Origin of the sequence: Halopiger djelfimassiliensis (assembly GCF_000455365.1) — an archaeon.
Classification (GTDB): Archaea; Halobacteriota; Halobacteria; order Halobacteriales; family Natrialbaceae; genus Halopiger_B; species Halopiger_B djelfimassiliensis.
Genome location: NZ_HG315686.1, coordinates 454229 through 472523, shown reverse-complemented (window position 1 = coordinate 472523; position 18295 = coordinate 454229). Strand labels below are relative to the sequence as shown.

15 protein-coding genes are annotated in these 18295 nt (G+C 60.1%); 5 read left to right on the top strand and 10 right to left on the bottom strand.

Annotated elements, in window-relative coordinates; genetic code table 11:
• Positions 1 to 249: 249 nt before the first annotated feature.
• Positions 250 to 753 (top strand): DUF7344 domain-containing protein, encoded by a 504-nt coding sequence (locus TX80_RS13340; protein WP_049923616.1) that lies wholly within the window; start codon positions 250 to 252, stop codon positions 751 to 753.
• Positions 754 to 792: 39 nt separating this feature from the next.
• On the opposite strand, the gene TX80_RS13335 is transcribed toward TX80_RS13340, so the two are convergent.
• From TX80_RS13335 to TX80_RS13315, 4 genes are all read right to left on the bottom strand, one after another.
• Positions 793 to 3078 carry a DUF7282 domain-containing protein gene (locus tag TX80_RS13335; RefSeq protein WP_081661603.1) on the bottom strand — a complete coding sequence of 762 codons (2286 nt, stop codon included), beginning with the start codon at positions 3076 to 3078 and terminating at the stop codon, positions 793 to 795.
• A 144-nt stretch (positions 3079 to 3222) separates the two neighbouring features.
• A complete protein-coding gene (locus TX80_RS13330) occupies positions 3223 to 3729 on the bottom strand; it encodes a helix-turn-helix transcriptional regulator (RefSeq protein WP_049923614.1) in 507 nt (168 codons plus the stop codon).
• 801 nt (positions 3730 to 4530) lie between these two features.
• Positions 4531 to 4884, bottom strand: coding sequence for a hypothetical protein (locus TX80_RS13320; protein ID WP_049923612.1), 354 nt, complete (start codon positions 4882 to 4884; stop codon positions 4531 to 4533).
• Positions 4885 to 5053: 169 nt separating this feature from the next.
• Positions 5054 to 6016 (bottom strand): NAD-dependent epimerase/dehydratase family protein, encoded by a 963-nt coding sequence (locus TX80_RS13315; RefSeq protein WP_049923611.1) that lies wholly within the window; start codon positions 6014 to 6016, stop codon positions 5054 to 5056.
• A gap of 166 nt (positions 6017 to 6182) precedes the next feature.
• On the opposite strand from TX80_RS13315, the gene allB reads away from it, so the two are divergent.
• The gene (gene allB / locus TX80_RS13310; protein ID WP_049923610.1) at positions 6183 to 7547 is read left to right on the top strand and encodes an allantoinase AllB; all 1365 of its coding nucleotides are present in this window, start codon (positions 6183 to 6185) and stop codon (positions 7545 to 7547) included.
• Positions 7548 to 7628: 81 nt separating this feature from the next.
• Here allB and TX80_RS13305 read toward each other — a convergent pair whose 3' ends face one another.
• The 5 genes from TX80_RS13305 to TX80_RS13285 form a co-directional block, all read right to left on the bottom strand.
• Positions 7629 to 8699, bottom strand: a complete 1071-nt coding sequence (locus TX80_RS13305) for a quinone-dependent dihydroorotate dehydrogenase (protein WP_049923609.1) — start codon at positions 8697 to 8699, stop codon at positions 7629 to 7631.
• A gap of 80 nt (positions 8700 to 8779) precedes the next feature.
• Positions 8780 to 9964, bottom strand: coding sequence for a thiolase family protein (locus TX80_RS13300; RefSeq protein ID WP_049923608.1), 1185 nt, complete (start codon positions 9962 to 9964; stop codon positions 8780 to 8782).
• A 48-nt stretch (positions 9965 to 10012) separates the two neighbouring features.
• Positions 10013 to 11245 (bottom strand): ABC transporter permease, encoded by a 1233-nt coding sequence (locus tag TX80_RS13295; protein ID WP_081661601.1) that lies wholly within the window; start codon positions 11243 to 11245, stop codon positions 10013 to 10015.
• Positions 11245 to 12462 carry an ABC transporter permease gene (locus TX80_RS13290; protein WP_049923607.1) on the bottom strand — a complete coding sequence of 406 codons (1218 nt, stop codon included), beginning with the start codon at positions 12460 to 12462 and terminating at the stop codon, positions 11245 to 11247. Before TX80_RS13290 ends, TX80_RS13295 begins: the two co-directional genes overlap by 1 nt.
• The gene (locus tag TX80_RS13285; RefSeq protein ID WP_049923606.1) at positions 12459 to 13214 is read right to left on the bottom strand and encodes an ABC transporter ATP-binding protein; all 756 of its coding nucleotides are present in this window, start codon (positions 13212 to 13214) and stop codon (positions 12459 to 12461) included. Before TX80_RS13285 ends, TX80_RS13290 begins: the two co-directional genes overlap by 4 nt.
• Positions 13215 to 13367: 153 nt before the next feature.
• On the opposite strand from TX80_RS13285, the gene TX80_RS13280 reads away from it, so the two are divergent.
• Entirely contained in the window at positions 13368 to 14336 is a 969-nt protein-coding gene (locus TX80_RS13280) for a sugar phosphate nucleotidyltransferase (RefSeq protein WP_049923605.1), read from the top strand.
• A gap of 2 nt (positions 14337 to 14338) precedes the next feature.
• Here the strand turns inward: TX80_RS13280 and TX80_RS13275 are convergent, their stop codons facing one another.
• The gene (locus TX80_RS13275) at positions 14339 to 15253 is read right to left on the bottom strand and encodes an NAD-dependent epimerase/dehydratase family protein (protein WP_049923604.1); all 915 of its coding nucleotides are present in this window, start codon (positions 15251 to 15253) and stop codon (positions 14339 to 14341) included.
• Between the two features lie 367 nt (positions 15254 to 15620).
• On the opposite strand from TX80_RS13275, the gene TX80_RS13270 reads away from it, so the two are divergent.
• Positions 15621 to 17120 carry a flippase gene (locus TX80_RS13270; RefSeq protein ID WP_081661599.1) on the top strand — a complete coding sequence of 500 codons (1500 nt, stop codon included), beginning with the start codon at positions 15621 to 15623 and terminating at the stop codon, positions 17118 to 17120.
• Positions 17121 to 17134: 14 nt separating this feature from the next.
• Positions 17135 to 18157 (top strand): polysaccharide pyruvyl transferase family protein, encoded by a 1023-nt coding sequence (locus tag TX80_RS13265; protein ID WP_049923602.1) that lies wholly within the window; start codon positions 17135 to 17137, stop codon positions 18155 to 18157.
• The last annotated feature ends 138 nt before the right edge of the window (positions 18158 to 18295 follow it).

Here is an 18295-nt window from a genome sequence, read left to right as displayed (position 1 = left end):
CGAGACGCGTCTCTCCGCCGTCGATCCCGGCCTGTTCACGACCATGAGCGGTCGGCACCGCTAGAACCACGACCCGGACCCCGTCCGCCGGGAAGGTCGGCCCTTCTCACGAGAGAGTAATCGTTTCCCATACACTGATTTGTAAAAAATACCGCAAGTTAAAGTCGGTGGTTAGCAAAACGGATGACGTGTATGATGGTCGATGATGGACTGCCCGTCGATAACGACTCCGTGATCTCCTGCTGACCAATGTCTGTCCAGACGAGCCGTTCCGATTCGCTCGCGGAAAGCGAGGTATTTCACATCCTCGGCAACGACCGGCGACGGGCGATCGTGCAGTTGCTCGCAAACGAATCCGGGCAGGTAGATGTCTCCGACGTCGCAACCGAAATCGCGGCGACCGAATCGGATACCACTCCCGTCCCAAACAACCTCTACAAGAGCGTCTACGTCTCCCTCCAGCAGACGCATCTCCCGCAACTCGAGGAAGACGCCGTGATCGAGTACGATACCGACGCGAAGACGATCCAGCCGGGTCCCAACTTCGACGACGTTCTCACGTACGTCGACAGCCACGGCGGCAACCAGTCGACCGTGCTCCGGTTTCACCTCGCCGCGTGTTTTCTCGGCCTCGCCGTCATCGCCCTCTCGGGGCTGCACCTTCCGATACTCTCGAGTATCGACCCGGTTCTGTGGAGCGTGCTCGTGTTACTCGTCGTCGCAGCCAGTAGCCTCTATCGGCTGTTCGCCTGATCCAAAGAAAAAACCGCTTTTCCGTCCGGCGACGGGTTCTCAGGCTGCTCCAGCGACGCCGATCGCGGGCTCGGTTTCTGCCGGCTCGTCGGTCTCCTCGAGATCGTCACTGTCGGTTGTGTCGTCGAACTCGTCGTCCGTTTCCGCGTCGGTGAGGTCGAGGATCGCGATCTCGCCGGATTCAGTCGTCAGAACCATCGCGACGTACTGGTCAGCGTCCAGGGTCGACGTATCGAACTCGAACTCCACCTGAGCGCTTTCCCCGCCCTCGAGTGTCACGTCCTGTGACTCGACCAGCGTTCCGTCGAGACGGAACTGGACGGGCTGGGTCGACTCCGTCTCTGCCGGGTTCGTGACGGTCGCACTGACGGTTACCGTGTCGCCGACAGCCGCCGTTTCGGGAGCCTCGAGATCATCGACGGTAAACGACTCGACCGGTTCCTCTTCGACCGGTTCTTCCTCAACTGGCTCCTCATCAACTGGCTCCTCGACCGGTTCTTCCTCAACTGGCTCCTCGACCGGTTCTTCCTCAACTGGCTCCTCATCAACTGGCTCCTCATCAACTGGCTCCTCGACCGGCTCCTCATCAACCGGCTCCTCGACCGGTTCTTCCTCAACTGGCTCCTCGACCGGCTCTTCCGCTGGTACTTCGTCGACACCGTCGAGTATGACGAAAGCCGTCGCTCGTTCGATGACGACATCGATCTGGCCTTCGGCTTCTGTTTCCGTCTCGTCGTCGAGATCGCCGTTGTCGTCGAGTTCGTCTTCGGACTCGAGGTCGGTATCCTCGTCGAGCTCGTCTTCGGTCAGTTCGTCACCGGTGGCCGAGACATCGTCGGCCGAAACGTCGTCGGCCGAGTGAGTCGGTGCGTCCGCGACGACGACGATCGTCGCCCGGTCGATCGAGACCGTTCGCGAGTCGTCGGTCTCGTCAGACTCCTCCGTCACCGTCTCCCCGTCGTCCGATTCGACCACGACGAAGATCGTCGCTTGACCGGCAGTGACCGCTACCCGCTCGTCGGCCGACGCGGACTCGTTGGTTTCGTCAACGTCGGTCTCGGAAGTCGTGGCGTCGTGGGCAGCAGGTCCCGAAACGTCGAGATCGGCGACGTCGACGAACACGGTCGCCGATCCGATAGCGGCCTGCTCGGCCTCGCCGAACTGACCGGTCTCGCCGACCGACGTCACTGAAGCTTCTTCGATCGAGACGTCGACCTGCTCGCCGCTTGCCTCGTGGACGAGTCCATCGAGGCCGGCGTTCAGTTCGGTGTCGTCGGCATCGGCAATCGCGTTCGATTCATCGACGGCATCGTCCTCCTCAAGTGCATCGTCACTGCCGTCCTCCTCGAGTACACCGTCGTCCATCGGTACGTCGTCCGGCAGCTGTGCCGAGTCCTCGACGACGATGACGTTTGCCCGCTCGATGACGACGTCGATCGCTACTGCTTCGGGCGCTTCCTCAACCGGCTCCTCTACTGGTTCTTCCTCAACCGGCTCCTCTACTGGTTCTTCCTCAACCGGCTCCTCTACTGGTTCTTCCTCAACCGGCTCCTCTACTGGTTCTTCCTCAACCGGCTCCTCTACTGGTTCTTCCTCAACCGGCTCCTCTACTGGTTCTTCCTCAACCGGCTCTTCTTCGACCGGCTCTTCTTCGACCGGCTCCTCTTCAACCGGCTCTTCGACCGGCTCCTCTTCAGCCGGTTCCTCGTCAACTGGTTCTTCCCTCGCGGGCACCTCCTCCCCATCGAGCGTGACGACGGCGTCGTCGGTCACCGGTTCACCGTCCGGAGTGAGGTACGGACCGTCCGCCTGGCCCTCGGTCTCGACGAAATCGTACACCTGATTGTCGTTCGTGTCGCGATGTGGCATCGCGATCAGCGTTTCGTCCTGCTCGAGCGGTTCGTCGAGAGTCACCGTGACGTCCTCGTGGGTCCCTTTTTCGAGATACTCGGAGACCCCGATGACGCTCTCGACGGCGTTTCCGACGAGCAAACTGCTGTCGTGGATGGCGACGAAGCCACCGCTTGCCATCGTCACCTCGTCGACGACGACTGTCTCGCCGGCTGTGGATTGGTCCTCGAACGTGACGTACGCCGCCTGCGAATCGTCGTCGGGTGTCGGCTGGGCCACAGCGTCGTCGGTCTCATCGGCGGTCGTCTCGTTCGGATCCGGTGCGTCCGTCTCGCTTGCGTCGACTCCGTTCTCACTGACGCCGGTGTCGTGCTCGTCGACGGCTGCAGGCGTTGCCCCTGCAACCATCGCCCCGCTCGAGCACACCAGCATCAGCGCAGTGAGGAGTACGAGTAGTTGATTGCGTACGTTCATGTTGTGCCACGACGGCAGCGGCTCATCGATGCTCCGGCGAATAAACCGATACAACCATTACGGGGGGTAACCCGACAATTCGGGCAGCGCAGCCGCTTGGCTGCGTTGTTCCTCGAGAGAAAAACAAAATTATGACGGGGCGTGCTACTCGTTTTTCGGCTGTTCCGGTGATTTGGACGCCGTCGGCTCGTGACCCGGCAAACAGACCAGGTTCTCCCGGCCGAGTCGAAGCTTCGTGATCTGTCCGTCCTCCTCGAGTTCGGCCAGCAGTCGACTCACCTTCGCTTTCGACCAGTCGACCGACTCGACGATCCGCGACTGTTTCATCCGGCCCCCGTTCTCGCTGATCAGTTGCCGGACTTTCTGTTGATCGGTCATGAACTCTTCGCGACGCGGTTCCCGGTTCGTCGCGAGCGAGTCGGTTTCCTTGAGCCGGTTGCGAACGGCAAGGGCACTACCCAAGAGCGCGAGCGCGATCATCCCGATCAGGGCTGCGAGATGGGGGCCACCGATCTGCGCTGGAACGACCGCTTCGGGAACGGCTGCAAGCGTCGAGACGGTTCTCCTCCCTTCGAACGCGAGGACGAGGGAGCCGCTGGTCGAGAGAGTGAGCGTGACGGCGTGAATCGGATCTCGGAAGTGGATGCTCATGGCGTTGATGCAGGGGGAGAGGCGTGCTCACTCGTCTCTGTACCGTCGTGACGGGTCTACAAAGTACTTTTTATGGCTCATGTACTGTTATCGGGTTCGGGTTGTTTCACGGCAACTGGCACGTTCGCGTGCCGACGGAACGAGAGACGGGTGCTACCGCGGGTCACTCGTTCCGATCGCTCCCGTGTTCGATCCGTGATTCGCGACGGGCTCGGCCTCGATGAGGGGCCGATTCGCATCGATCATACCGGCCGCGTCTCGACGTGCGTGTCGGTAACCACCTCCGGCCTCGACCGGACCGCTACGTCCGACTGCGAGAGTCGTCGATCCGACCGTAACGGTGATAGCTGTGTTTCATGTAGCTTTGGAGCGCCCTTGGCTAACGCCTCGAATAAACTCGACCGGAGGTTTCCAACGATTTGTCCGAATTCGATCCGGATTTACCACGTAAGCCCATCTTTCGATGAGTCTCAGGTATCGGTCGATATTCGCCTCCCGGACACACCGGGCGTTTCGTCTCGGCAGCGAGGACGAGAAACGGATGGATCTGCCGCGACGTTCGACGGAGCCTCAGGCCCGGAGCCGAGTCCGAACGATCGGTCTCTCCGATCGGTTGGACGACCGATCGCTCGGCCGGACTGCGTTACGAGCGCGTGCGCTCGAGAGGTTCAGGAATCGCCGGCGTTTCGTTTCGGTCGGAAAACCACGGCTTTCGCCCGGTGGTCTCGGAGCTGCAACGCATCGGCTTCGTTTGACTCCGGCGGCGGTCGATCGAGAGCATCTCGGCCGCGAGTCGACGACCTAGACGCCGGGCACACCGACGGCTTCGAAGCCGGTCACCCCGATGACTGCGAGGACGTAGAGGACGACCAGCACCGAGATCCAGGCCACGAGCGTAATCGCCGCGGCGTCGACCCAGCCGCCGGGATACCGGGCGTTGATAACCGCGATATATGCGACGAAGACCAGCAGCGGGCCAAGCAGCGGAATCCAGCCGAAGAAGAACCCGACGACTGCCCAGACGATCGCTCCGATCAGTGCCGTGATGATCGCGTACGTGTAGTCTTCCGCGTCGACGATCACGCTCGCACCGACGTAGATGCCGAGTGCGCCGATCAGCAAGCTGGCGGCGAATACGATGAGATTGTCGATCATATCGTCGACTGTGACCGCGCGTACCGATAGTTATCTCTCACATACACGAACCTGCACGGACGACGATCGATCGTCTAGGGGCGGTTACGGCAACTCTATCTCGAACTAAGATCGTACTTCCGTGCCGTGGGGTCCCGTACGAAAACGGCATTCGACGCCGTAGCGGCCCTCAATCGTCGGACGCCCCCGGTTCGGTTGGTACCGTCGCGATTTCGTCCTCGGTCGCGAGCGAGTGAATCCCCGACTCGAGGTCCACGCGTGCCTCGAACCCGAGTTCACGCTCGGCTCTGGAAACGTCCGCGACGCTGTGTTCGATATCACCGGATCGGGATTCACGGTGGACGATCCGTGAGGACGACCCGACGGCGTCCCTGATCGTGTCGGCGAGGTCCCCGACCGACGTCCGTGTGCCGGTTCCGATGTTATAGGCGCGCCCGACTGCGTCGGTCGTGGCGGCCTGCAGGTTCGCTCGAACGACATCGCTGACGTGGACGAAATCCCGGGTCTGGGTTCCGTCGCCGTCGATCGTGATCGGCTCGCCAGCCCGCGCCTGCTCGAGAAACGTCGCGATGACGCCGCTGTAGGGGCCTCGCTGGCGCGGTCCGTAGACGTTGAAGTACCGCAACGAAACGGTCGGGAGATCGTATAGCTCCGCGTAAAGCTGTGAGTACCGATCCAGTGCGAGTTTCTGGACGCCGTACGGAGAGGTCGGGTTCGCCGATGCGGTTTCCGATACCGGCAACTGATCCGGATGGCCGTAGATCGCCGCGCTCGAGGCGACGACGACCCTGGCGTCCTCCTGTCGGGCCTGTTCGAGCACGAGCAATCCCGCGCCGAGGTTCGTTTCGTTGCTTTGTCGGGGCCGGTCGACGCTCTGGGTCACGCTGACGATTGCAGCGTGATGGAAGATCACGTCGACGCCGCGGGCCGCTCGCTGGAGTGCGATCGGATCGCGAACGTCCCCGTCGATCACCGTTACGTCCTCGGGCAGCCGTGCCCGCTCGCCCGTCGAAAAGTCGTCGAGAACGCGGACGTCGTTGTACGGCGTCAAGGCGTCGACGAGATGACTGCCGATAAAGCCCGCGCCGCCAGTCACGAGCACCGTCCTGTCGCGGATCGCTGGCGAATCCATTGTCCTGTCGACGCCCGCGACGCGGTTTAGTATGGATTCCCGTACGCACCGTATCCTCGGCATACGCCCGGCCAACGGCACGGTATGAGGACGATACTGTGCGTTCGCTGGCACTCGAACGGGGGCAACAGAAGCTATATGCACGCGCCTCGGCAAGCCACCGGCAATGGCTGTCGACCTCGTCGTACGCAACTGTACCGTGGTGACGCCCGCAGGCCGGACGCCCGACGCGGGAGTCGCCGTCGAAGACGGCGACATCGTCGCCGTCGGCCGAAGCGATCGCCTCCCCGACGCCGACCGGGTCGTCGACGCGGACGGGAACGTGCTGGTTCCCGGGATCGTCGACTGTCACATCCACAACCGCGAACCCGGCCTCGAGTACAAGGAGGACTGGGAGTCCGCGACGCGGGCGGCCGCGGCCGGCGGCGTCACGACCGTCGTCGGGATGCCGAACACCGATCCGGTGATCGACCGGCCCGAACACCTCGAGTTGAAGTTCGAACGTGGCGAGGCCACGGCCCACGTCGACTTCCAGAGTTACGCGGTCGTCACGTCGGAGAACCTCGATCTGATCCCCGACATCGACGAGGCCGGCGCGCTCGGGTACAAGGTCTTTCTCGGCTCGACGGTCGGCGACGTCCCGCCGCCGAACGACGGCGAGATCCTCGAGGCGATGGAACGGATCCGCGAGACGGGCAAGCGGCTCGGCTTCCACGAAGAGAACGGCGAGATCATCGACCACTACACGGCGCAGTTCAAGGCCGACGGTCGGAACGACCCAATCGATCACTCCCACTCGCGACCCGTAATCGCCGAGCAGGAGGCCGTCGAACGAATGATCACCTTCGCCGAGGAGACCGGGGCGAAGGTCCACATGTTCCACGTCTCCTCGGGATCGGCCGCCGAAGCCGTCGCCCGCGGGAAAGCACGCGGCGTCGACGTCACCGCGGAGACGACGCCACACTACCTCTGGTTTACCGAGGACGTGATGCACGAGAAAGGTAACGTCGCCCGCATCCAGCCGCCGATCCGGGACGCCGAGGAGCAGGAGACGCTCTGGGACGTCGGCATCGACGACGGCGCGATCGACTGCATCGCGACCGACCACGCGCCCCATACCCCCGAGGAGAAGAAGGTCGACGATCCGTTCGGCAACACGTGGGACGCCATCTCTGGATTCGTCGGTCTCGAGACCGAGGTTCCGGTCATGCTTACATTCGTCGACCGGGGACGGCTCACGATGGAAGAATGGGTGCGTCGCCACTCGATACGTCCGGCGCAGGTCTGGGGAATGTACCCACAGAAAGGGTCGCTGCAGGTCGGTACCGACGCCGACTTTACTATCGTCGATCCCGAACACGAGTGGACGCTGGACGCCGACGACCTCCACTCGAAAAACTGCGTGACGCCGTTCGAGGGCGAGTCGTTCAGGGGGAAAGCGGTCACGACGGTCGTGCGCGGAGAGATCGTCTACGAGGACGGCGAGGTCGTCGGCGAATCCGGATACGGGTCACGCGTCGACGTCGAGTAACGAACCCCCAGCGCGGACCGGATCGGCGGTCCGTCACGCCCGCGGCGAGTGAGTCGGCGGCCGGGACCAGCCTTGGCACGCTTACTCGAGGTCCGCACCCACCGCGTTCTCGACCGACGCGAAGCCGTCGCGCTCGAGCAACTCGACCAGCCCCTCGTTGATCCGTTTCGCCGTCGACGGCCCTTCGTAGACGAACCCGGTGTAAAGCTGGACGAGCGACGCGCCGGCCCGGATCTTCTCGTAGGCACTTTCCGGCGAGTCGACGCCGCCGATGCCGACGATCGGGAGTTCGCCGTCGGTGTAGTCGGCGATCGTTCGGATCACTTCGGTTGATCGGGGTTCGATGGGTTTGCCGCTGAGCCCGCCCCACTCCTTGCGGTTTGGCGACTCGAGTCCCTCACGGCTGGTCGAGGTGTTCGTGGCGACGATACCGTCGAGGCCGAACTCACGAACGATGTCCACGAGATCCAGTACGGCGTCGTCGGGTTCGTCGGGACCGATCTTCACGAGCATCGGGACGTCGGCGTCGTTCTCGGCCGCAAGCGTCTCGAAGATCGAGCGCAGGTGCTCCGGCGAGGCCTCGTCGAACTCGTCCGGCGTGTTCGGACAGGAGACGTTCACGACGACGTAGTCCGCGAACGGCGAGAGCCGGTCGAACACGCGCCGGTAGTCCTCGATCGCTTCCCGCTCGCTCGAGGAGTTCATCTTCCCGATGTTGACTCCCAGCGGGAACTCAGGTGTCCCATCGGTCTCGAGCCGCGATTTCACGCGTTCCATCCCCTGACCGTTAAAGCCCATCCGGTTGACCATCCCCTCGTCCTCCCGAAGCCGGAAGAGCCGGGGCCGGTCGTTGCCCGACTGCGGGTAGGGCGTGACGGTTCCGATCTCGACGAAGCCAAAGCCAAGCGCCTCGAGCGCGTGGGTCACTTCGGCGTTCTTGTCGAACCCGGCGGCCACGCCGACGGGGTTCGGAAACGTCTCCCCGAACAGGTCGACCTCGAGTGCCGGGTGTTCGTACCGGTAGGCGTACGACAGCGCCGTTCGCGTCGGCCAGGACGATTGGGCCGCCCTGAGCGTCCGTTTGCCGAGATCGTGTGCCGTCTCGGCCGGCAGTTTGAACGCGAGGGGGCGCACCCGCGAGTACAGCGTCATTGTTCGACGTTGGGGACGGGTCGGTGGTAAACGTCCCGGAGCGGGCCGGCCCAAACCGGCGACTGTGGCACGCGACTTCGTTACCGGTCCTCGAGCAACGCCATGATCGCGCCGCCGCCACCGACGCTCATTCCCACCAGTCCGCGCGTCGCGTCGTCGCGGTCGAGTTGGGACGCGAGACTCGCCGTGAGCATTCCGCCGGAGGCACCGATCGGGTGGCCGAACGCGACCGCGCCACCGCGGGGGTTCAGCTTCTCGCGGGGGATTCCGACCCGCTCCATGACGTACACCGACTGGGCGGCGAATGCCTCGTTGATCCAGAAGGCGTCGATATCCGCAACCTCGAGGTCGTTTCGCTCGAGGAGCCGTTCGACGACGTCGCCGACGGCTTCGTTGAACTCGTCGGGATCGCGGTAAACGAGGTCGTAGTCGGCGAGCGTCGCCATCGGCTCGAGCCCCCGATCGGCGGCCGCGTCGGCACCGGCCAGCACCACCGCACCGGCCCCGTCGCTGAGTTTCGAGGCGTTGCCGGGCGTGATAGTGCCGTCATCCCGGAACGACGCCGGCAGCTCGGCGAGATCCTCCAGCGTCGAGTCCGGCCGGGGACCCTCGTCCGTGTCGACGGTCCCGTCCCGCGTCTCGACGGGCACGATCTCCGCGTCGAACGCGCCCGAGTCGATTGCCTCGGCCGCCAGCCGGTGACTCTCGAGCGCGTACTCGTCCTGTGTCTCCCGAGGGATCCCCTCGCGATCGACCAGCCGTTCGGTGATCTCCCCCATGTGAACGTCGAGGTTGACGTCCCACAGCGAGTCCAGTATCATCGAGTCTTTGAGTTCGACGTCGCCGTGTCGCCGCCCCTTGCGGTACTCGGGCAGGATCCACGGCGCGTTCGTCATCGATTCGAAGCCGCCGGCCACCGCGACGTCCGCGCGTCCGGCCTCGATGCGATCGGCCGCGAGCGCGATCGCCCGGAGCCCGGACCCTGACGCCTCGTTGACGGTCGTCGTCTGAGTGTCGTTCGGCAGTGACGACTCGACGACGGCCTGTCGGCCCGGGACCTGACCGATGCCGGCCTGGATAGCGTTTCCGAGACTTACCCAGTCGACGGCCGAACCCGCGAGGGCGGCGCGTTCGAGCACTCCATCGAGCGCCGTCCGGGCCAGCTCGACGGCCTCGACGTCCGCGAGCGAACCGAGTAACGTTCCGTGTGGCGTCCGTGCGCCCTCGACGATTACGACATCCGACTCTCGTTTTTCAGCTGACATACGTGAGGCCACGATATCGAAGTGAAAGAAAGTTGGAGGCGGTATCAGTCAGAGATACTCGAGCGGGGACGTCCGGCCGACCCGCCATCCGGCGACGGCAGCGGCGATCGTCCCCACGCCTACCGCGATCACCAACGCGCCGCCGAGGACCGTCGCGTCGGTCTGAACGAGTCCCTCGAAGCCGACGACGGCAGCCGCGAGTCGATTCAAAAGATCGACGGCCGGCGGCGTGAGTGCGACGCCGAACAGGCCGCCAACGAGTCCGATCGCGAACCCCTGTCCGAGCACCGAGACGACGAGCAGCGCCGAGGAGACCCCCTGTGCTTTAAGCGCCGCGAACGCCGCGCGCTGCTGGAAGACGACCAGTGCGAGGAGGTTACACGTCAGGGCAATGCCGGCCCCGACCGCCAGAACGACGAGTGCACCGCCGGCGGCGAGGACGAGGACCTGTTCCTGCAACACCGCCTCGAGTTGTTCCTGGTTCGATCGCACCTCGTAGTCGGGGTACGCCGCCGCGAGATGGTCCCGTACCGCGTCGATATCCGCGTCGTCGTCGACGGTAATCGTGATAAACGTCGCCGGCTCAGTGCGAGTGGTTCCCGTAACGTCGTGAAGTTCGCTCAGCGGCATCACGACCGTCGAGGTGCCAAGCATTTTCTCGAACGTGGGGGAGATCCCGACGACGGTGACTTCGTTTTCCCGGGCGGCAGCGAGCGTTCCGCCGACGTGAATCGTGTCCCCGACCTCGATATCCAGGTTCCGTGCGGTTTCCCTGTCGACGATGACTTCGTTCGTCCGTTCGCCCTCGTACGTTCCGTTGGCGTAGTGCGGGTCCCCGGAGAGGTCTTCTCCCTCGGAGATCTGTACCGTCGCGCTGCCTCCGGGAACGCCGGTCCCGACGAACGTCCGAAACTCGTCGTCCGCCGATGTCCCGACGTACACCGTCTCGAACGCGAGCGGGACCGCGTTGTCGACGCCCTCGTGTGTTTCCATATCGGCCGCGACGCTTCGGGAATCGTGGAGCGTGTTCTCGAATCCGCTGCGGCCGGCCGGTGTAATCCGGGTTTCGTTTGCGGTAACCCAGAGATCACGGTCCGCCGTCTCGAACTGCTGTTGACCGGTCTCGAGAACGCCGAGCCCCGTCCCGGCGAGCAACGTTATCGCGAGCACGGCGAGGGAAACGCCGACGATTGCCAGTCCGAGCCGAAGTTTGTGGTGTCGAAGCTGACCGACCGCGATTCCGGCGGCCGCACGGACTCGACTGCCCCATCGTCCGATCATTAGTGTGGCACACCTCCGGTGACGCGACGGGTCAACACCAAGAGATACGGTAACGAGAGCAGCCCGATCAACAGTGCAACACCGGTTCCGTACGCGATAAACAGCGGGTGTGAGATCGCGATCGGTTCGGTCGTGATCGTCTCCATGGCGACCCAGTTGGCCGCTCGAATGCCGACCATTCCCACGAGTGAGCCGACGACACCGCCGATGCCGGTGAGTACGACCGTCTGTACGCCGACCAACTGAAGCTGGCTCCGAACCGAGATTCCGATCGCGGACATCGTCGCCAGTTGCCGCCGGTCGGCAGCGATCTCGAGTCCGTTCGTCGTGAGAACGAACAGCGTCCCGACGGCGACGGCAACGACGAACGCGGTTACCGCAAGCGCAAGCGGCAGATCCGAGTCCGTCGTCTCGGTCGCGAGCAACTGGCCTCGAGTGTAGACCGACGATTCCGGGTCGAGGTCCTCGAGTTGCGATTCGACGGCCGAGGACTGCGCTCCGACGACGAACTGATCGGCCTGATCGTACGCGTCGGAGCCGGTAAGCGTCTGCAGTTCACTGAGTTGGACGAGCGCGACCGGGGTCTCTCCGACGCCGCCGGTTTCGTCGTCGACGGCGGCGACAGTAAACGAACTGTTGTCGCTGATCGTCACGGAATCCCCGGGTTCGGCGTCGAGTAGCCCTGCAGCGCTCCGTGACAGCACGACGTCTCCCGTCCACTCCCCGTCGTAGGTTCCGCTTCCGTAGTACGGATCGTCGGGTGTGAGTCCGTCGGTCGAGACGCCGGTGACCTGGTCGACCGACGGCCCGTTGATAATTCCGACCACGAGGACGTACTCGTCCGCCCCGTTCGCTTCGACGGAAAGGACCTGTGCCAGCACCGGCGTCGAAAACGTAACGTCGTCAATCGTACTGATTTGGGCGTTCATTTCGTGGACATCTCCGAACTGCGGCTGGTCGGTCGCGAGTAACGGCGATCGGTCCCCGTCGGTCTCGGGAACGATCCAGTAATCGATATCGTCGTCGGCTACCGTGGCCCCGGTCACGAGGCCAATACCGATTCCAGTGACGATAACCAACAACGCAACGGTGACGACGACGCCGAGAACGGTAAACTGGACGCGTTTTTGGGCCGTCCGTGTCGCCCGCGAGAGCGTCCGACGCATCCCGACGAGCGTCAGCCCGATCCAGCGGGTAAGCAGTTGACGAACGCTCATGTATCTACGGTATCGATGATCGTTCCGTCGCGGAGTCGAACGAGACGATCGGCGATCCCCAGCGTTTCCCGGTCGTGTGACGCGAGAACGACCGCTCGGTCGTCCGCGATTCGTTTGAACTCCTCGAGAACGCGCCGTCCCGTGTCGGTATCTAACTCGCCCGTCGGCTCGTCGGCGATGACAAGCGTCGGATCGGTCGCGAGCGCGCGTGCGATCGCAACCCGTTGTTGCTCCCCACCGCTTAGCTCCCCCGGCCGATGGTCCGTCCGATCGCCGAGTCCGACCCGCTCTAACAACGCAGTCGCTCGCTCGCGGCGTTTCCGCGTTCCGACGCCGAGTTCGACGAGCGGGAGCGCAACGTTCGCTCGAGCGGACAACGACTCGATCAGATGGAAGTGCTGAAAGACGATCCCGATGTGCTCGAGTCGTAATCGGGTCCGCTTTCGGTTCGACAGCGATGCCAGATCCGAATCCTGAAACCGGATCGTTCCCTCGGTCGGACGCTCCAAGCCGCCGAGTAGATGCAGGAGCGTCGATTTCCCGCTTCCGCTTGGACCGGCAAGTCCGACGATTTCGCCCTGTTCGACGGTAATCGAAACGTCCTCGACTGCGCGGACGGTTGGCGCTTCGGGACGGCCGAGCCAGCGACCGATCCGTCCTGGGTCCGACCCCCTCGTGTACGTTTTCGTTACGTTGGCTGCGCTGACGACGGAGGGTGAGTCAGTCGTAGGTTTGACAGCGGGAGACGCCATACGTTAATCAGTCCATCGGCAGTAATTAACTGGTGCGGTTCGATGGTAAGCTATGTATCCCGAAGGGTCGATTCCGAATCGACAGGGAGAGATAAATTATCGGACATCAACTAGTTAGGAAAATTTATTTGGTATCTATGTGAGTATAAAATAATGGATGCAGTCGTGTTAGCAGGAGGGTACGCGACCCGACTGTGGCCGATTACGAAGGATCGTCCGAAGATGCTGCTGCCGTTGGGGGACTCGATCATCATCAATCGGATTCTCGCCGAACTGGAAGAGGACGACCGAATCAACGACGTATACGTGAGTACGAACGAACGGTTCGCCGGGGTGTTTCGGGAGCACCTTTCAAATGAGGCGTTTGAAAAACCAAGCGTTTCCGTCGAACCGATAGCCGCTGAAGCGGAGAAACAGGGCGTGGTCTGGGCGCTTTCGAAGCTCATCGATCGGGAAGATATCGACGATGATCTGCTGATCGTCGCTGGCGATAATCTCATCAGTTTCGATCTGACGGCGTTCATCGATTGTTTTCACGAACACGGCGGACCGACGCTTGCTGCCTACGATGTCGGAAGTCGAGAAAAAGCGAAAGCGTACGGACTCGTTCAACTCGAGGGAGATCGCGTGGTTGATTTTCAGGAGAAACCGGACGATCCACAGAGTACCCTGGTATCGATTGCGTGTTATGCTCTCCCCGAGGAGACGCTGGATCTGTTCGATGAGTATCTTGCAGGGGATAACAATCCCGACGAACCAGGCTGGTTCATCGATTGGCTACAGTCTCGTCAGTCGGTGTATGCGTTTCCATTCGACGGTGCATGGTATGATATTGGAACACCGGACAGCTATCTCGATGCCATGGAGTGGATCCTCAACGGAGACTCCCATGTTTCGCCGTCGGCGACGACCGTCGATTGCTCTCTCGGAGAGAACGTGTACGTGATGGACAAAGCGATACTCCGGAACGCGGAATTGGAGAACGCAATTATCTTTCCCGAAACGGAGATCACCGACTGTTCCGTTCGGAACGCAATCATCGATCAGGCAACGCACGTAAAGGGGATCGATCTGGAGGACGCTGTTGTCAGTGAATATACGAAAATCGTCAGTGACGACTGATCTCAGAGTTCGTCCAGCAACTCTCGCGTGGAACTGCGAACTGCCTGATCGCTTTCCAGGGATGGCGTCCAGCCGAGTGATTTCAGCTTTTCGATAGAAAGACGCATTTTTGGAACGTCGCCGGTCCATCCGCGGTCCCCGCCAGTATACTCGTAATCGGGATCGACCCCCATTTCATCGGCGACGATGTCCGCGATGCGATCGACAGACGTGGTGGTTCGGGTACCGAGGTTATAGGTTGCCATTGGTTCATTAGCGTGTTCGCAAACGTGGAGCATGGCGTCGATACAATCATCAATGTGCATGTATGATTTCTCTTGCAAGCCGTTGCCCAGAATGGTCATCGATTCCGGGTCATCACGGAGTTTTTCGATGAAATCTGGGATCACCGCACCGCGAAGCCGTGGACCGACAATATTAGCGAACCGAAAGTTATAGACCGTCAATTCGTGAGAGTGTGCCGCCGTGGAAAGAATGCCCTCACATGCGAGTTTGCTCGCCCCGTAGGAACTGATCGGTTCGAGCGGTGCGAAGTCTTCGGGCGTCGGTCTCGGTGCCTCCCCGTAAACGGTCGATGTCGAAGTGAAGGCGAACTCGGGAACACCGGCCTCGAGTATCGATTCGACGAGTTCGTAAGTCATCTCGGTGTTCTCACGGAACTGATCCCGCGGATTGTCGTCGTTTACGGCTTTCCGTGATGCAAGGTGGAAGACGAGGTCAATATCGGGCGTGATGACGTCGTCGATAGCGGATTGCGTTGTCAGATCCCGGGTTACGAACGCGGCACCGGTAGGACACCACCGCTGACGGCCGTTCGATAGATCGTCTACGATCGTAACCTCGTGTCCGTCTTGAAGAAGTCGTTCAGCCAGGTGTGAACCCACAAACCCAGCGCCACCTGTAATCAGTATTTCCATTTATGTATTATTGATATACAGTGGTATAAAAATAAATCGGTGTAATATAATTAAAATATCCATCCTAAACTCCTTTCCAACAGTAAGTATACTAACAATTTATGTCTCTGTGGTGTCTTTCTACAGGCGGCGCAGGCTGAGTGCCTCGGGGCTTGACCCGGAGCGGCTTATTAATTCATTTAGGAAGCCTTATTTGCTATCCATGGAAGATTAAACTAATGATTGTCGTCGAGCCGGTAAATGGATTCCATGATGGATACTTATCACATGAAATCCAAGGAACCCCAGTCTACGAGCGGAGCTACTATCCATTGTTCTGTAGACACCGGTTTGGAAGTCACCACAATATGACTCGCGCTGTTCAGCCATGACATCCGATGCAACTGACATTGGTCGATCCGGACTGATCGTTCTGTTCGGGACCGGTGTGAGCATGTTTGCGTTCTATCTATTGCGGATTGCCTTGGCTCGAGGACTTCCTCAAGACGTTTTCGGGGCAATAATCTTGATGTTATCAGTGCTTGATATCGCTGTGATGGGGTGTCTTTTCGGACTCAACCAAGGGCTCGTAAAACACCTCCCTTCCACAAGTCGTGGAGATAGCGAACAAAACACGTATATTACGGTCTCAATTGCGACTGTCATTGTAACGTCCGTTCTGCTAACGGCCGTTGGAATGCTTTCTCTCGACTACATCCGGAGAACCGTCTTTGCTGACTCAGTCTCGAGGGGTTTTGTGATAATTACCCTTGTTGCCCTTCCGTTTTATGCGATAATCAAGCTATCTGCGGGAACTCTTCGGGGCTACCAAGACACCGTCTCGTACACGCTCGTCTCGAAAATAGCACTCTCAGGCGGCCGCCTGCTTGCCGCAGTGGCTGGGTTACTGATCGTTGGAAGCGGAATCGCTGTTGTTCTCGGAATCGTGGTTGCTTACGTCGCTACCGCTGTCTTTGGTCTCGTGTTTGTCTGTTGGAGTGGATGGCGTCCCACGATTGATACGAACGTAGGCGTACTCTCGTTCTTTTCGTTTAGTCTTCCCCTTTTGTTTTCTTCTTCGTTATATATTCTTTTAACAAGGGCTGATAAGTTGATGATCGGGTATTTCACCTCGGCCACTGCAACTGTTGGCCAGTACGAAGTCGCCGTGACGATCGCATCGCTGCTTACAGTGTTTCATAAGTCGTTTTCATTTCTATTGTTCCCCCGTATCTCCGAGCTTGTTTCTGACGGGAAACAAAAGCTGATTCCGCCACTTTACAATCAGGCCACGAGGTGGATACTCGTTTTCACGACACCACTGCTATCTGTTATTATTCTTCGGCCTGCATTCTTTGTCGATTTGTTTGGGAATGATTACGCATTGGATCCAGTTTACGTACCCATTTCAATACTAGCAGGCGCAAAACTCGTTGATTCTGTTTTAGGTCCGAACGGTCAAGCGCTTTTAGGATTCGGAAAATCACGAACAGTATTCGTATACAACTGCATCGCCGTCTCGGTTAATATCGTTCTGAACATACTGTTGATTCCAGTATACGGAATAGTCGGAGCTGCGATATCTTCTCTGGTTGGTTATCTCTGTATGAATCTTCTCAAAACGGGAGATCTCTATCTCAATCATCAGTTCGATCTCTTCGACCGTGGCTCCGTCCTCTATACGATCGTCTCTATCAGTTCCGCCAGTATTATTTCAGTTATAGTGCCGGAAACAGGTGGGCTTGTAATCGAAGTATTGTTCGTCGTTGCTGTCGCCGCTACTTCATTGGTTACGGGGGTGTTTTCACTATATAAATTCAATTACATCAATAGTAGGGATAAGGAGACAGTCAAAAATATTTTCGATACACTTTCCAACGTGCGCTGAGATAACTAATATAGATGAAGATAGCTCTGTTAAGAACGTGGATCACGAACATCGGAAACGGGTTTATCGATAAGGGCGCAAAGCGGATTATCCGACGAGCGTTCCCTGATTCCGAAATCATTGAGATCTCCGGATTTCCGAACAAAGCCGAGGAGAACGTGGCGCTTGGCCCCCTCGCCGGTAATGTATGGCAGAAGCTCGGCGCTCCAGGCGAGAAATTCCGAGGACGGAGGCTTCGTGATCATCCAGTACGCCAGAACATGGTCAGTATCAGCGAACTAGTGGATGTCGACCTCGCGATCCTCCCGGGCTGTGTCTTATACGATGTCGCGTTAGAGCCGTATTTCCCGACGCTGCTTGAACTTCAGGCCCGCGACATCCCGATCGTACTTCTGGGTGCCGGTGGTGGGTCCTACGATCGTGAAACCCGTCGATGTGTCACCGAGAAACTCAGTCGGCTTGATAATTGCGGGTTGATCTCTCGAGACACACCGGCATACGAGTCGTATGCTGATACGGTCGACGTCGCGTACAATGGAATCGATTGTGCATTCTTCATTGACGAGTGGCATACTCCTTCGGAGAGCAACCAGAAGTTCTCCGTTGCCGCCTTCGACAAAGTCGAAGAGCCGCCGTTGCGATCGGATACCCGAACGATCAGGCCCGACCACAACCCGCTTGGCCGCTCGAAACCGTATCAGGGCATCGTAAGGAACGTCTGGGATCGGATCAAGAGCTACGGTGATTTCAACCGAGGGAACGTGTTCGTCTCGGACCTTATCACTGACTACTTGTTCCTTTATGCCAACACCGAAGTCACGCACTCCGATCGAATTCATGCCTGCATTCCAACGCTTGCCTACGGGAATCAAGCACAGTTCCACTTCGATACGCCGCGTGCAGCACTGTTCGATAACGTCGGACTCTCCGAGATTACCGAGCGACCCGTAACGCTGAACGAGAACATCGAGGAGCAAAAAGAACAACAGGTACAGCAGTTACGCGAAACTGTCGATGTCTTGCGGGAGCGGACCTGAATCGATCACTCATCTGAGCAACGTTGATTTCATCCCGTTTTCTTTCTGGTATCGGAGGACTCCGACCCTCGCCCGTCGAATCGGTTTCGTTCTCGGCATCGTGGCTCGCTGAGGGGAATCCTTCGAACAAGGACGTGA

Excerpts from the sequence above, each read along its gene's own strand:
- TX80_RS13275 (WP_049923604.1), bottom strand. The coding sequence starts at position 15,253 with ATGGAAATACTGATTACAGGTGGCGCTGGGTTTGTGGGTTCACACCTG.
- TX80_RS13290 (WP_049923607.1), bottom strand. The coding sequence starts at position 12,462 with ATGAGCGTTCGTCAACTGCTTACCCGCTGGATCGGGCTGACGCTCGTC.
- TX80_RS13280 (WP_049923605.1), top strand. The coding sequence starts at position 13,368 with ATGGATGCAGTCGTGTTAGCAGGAGGGTACGCGACCCGACTGTGGCCG.
- TX80_RS13270 (WP_081661599.1), top strand. The coding sequence starts at position 15,621 with ATGACATCCGATGCAACTGACATTGGTCGATCCGGACTGATCGTTCTG.
- TX80_RS13305 (WP_049923609.1), bottom strand. The coding sequence starts at position 8,699 with ATGACGCTGTACTCGCGGGTGCGCCCCCTCGCGTTCAAACTGCCGGCC.
- TX80_RS13330 (WP_049923614.1), bottom strand. The coding sequence starts at position 3,729 with ATGAGCATCCACTTCCGAGATCCGATTCACGCCGTCACGCTCACTCTC.
- TX80_RS13295 (WP_081661601.1), bottom strand. The coding sequence starts at position 11,245 with ATGATCGGACGATGGGGCAGTCGAGTCCGTGCGGCCGCCGGAATCGCG.
- TX80_RS13300 (WP_049923608.1), bottom strand. The coding sequence starts at position 9,964 with ATGTCAGCTGAAAAACGAGAGTCGGATGTCGTAATCGTCGAGGGCGCA.
- TX80_RS13320 (WP_049923612.1), bottom strand. The coding sequence starts at position 4,884 with ATGATCGACAATCTCATCGTATTCGCCGCCAGCTTGCTGATCGGCGCA.
- allB (WP_049923610.1), top strand. The coding sequence starts at position 6,183 with ATGGCTGTCGACCTCGTCGTACGCAACTGTACCGTGGTGACGCCCGCA.
- TX80_RS13265 (WP_049923602.1), top strand. The coding sequence starts at position 17,135 with ATGAAGATAGCTCTGTTAAGAACGTGGATCACGAACATCGGAAACGGG.
- TX80_RS13340 (WP_049923616.1), top strand. The coding sequence starts at position 250 with ATGTCTGTCCAGACGAGCCGTTCCGATTCGCTCGCGGAAAGCGAGGTA.
- TX80_RS13335 (WP_081661603.1), bottom strand. The coding sequence starts at position 3,078 with ATGAACGTACGCAATCAACTACTCGTACTCCTCACTGCGCTGATGCTG.
- TX80_RS13315 (WP_049923611.1), bottom strand. The coding sequence starts at position 6,016 with ATGGATTCGCCAGCGATCCGCGACAGGACGGTGCTCGTGACTGGCGGC.
- TX80_RS13285 (WP_049923606.1), bottom strand. The coding sequence starts at position 13,214 with ATGGCGTCTCCCGCTGTCAAACCTACGACTGACTCACCCTCCGTCGTC.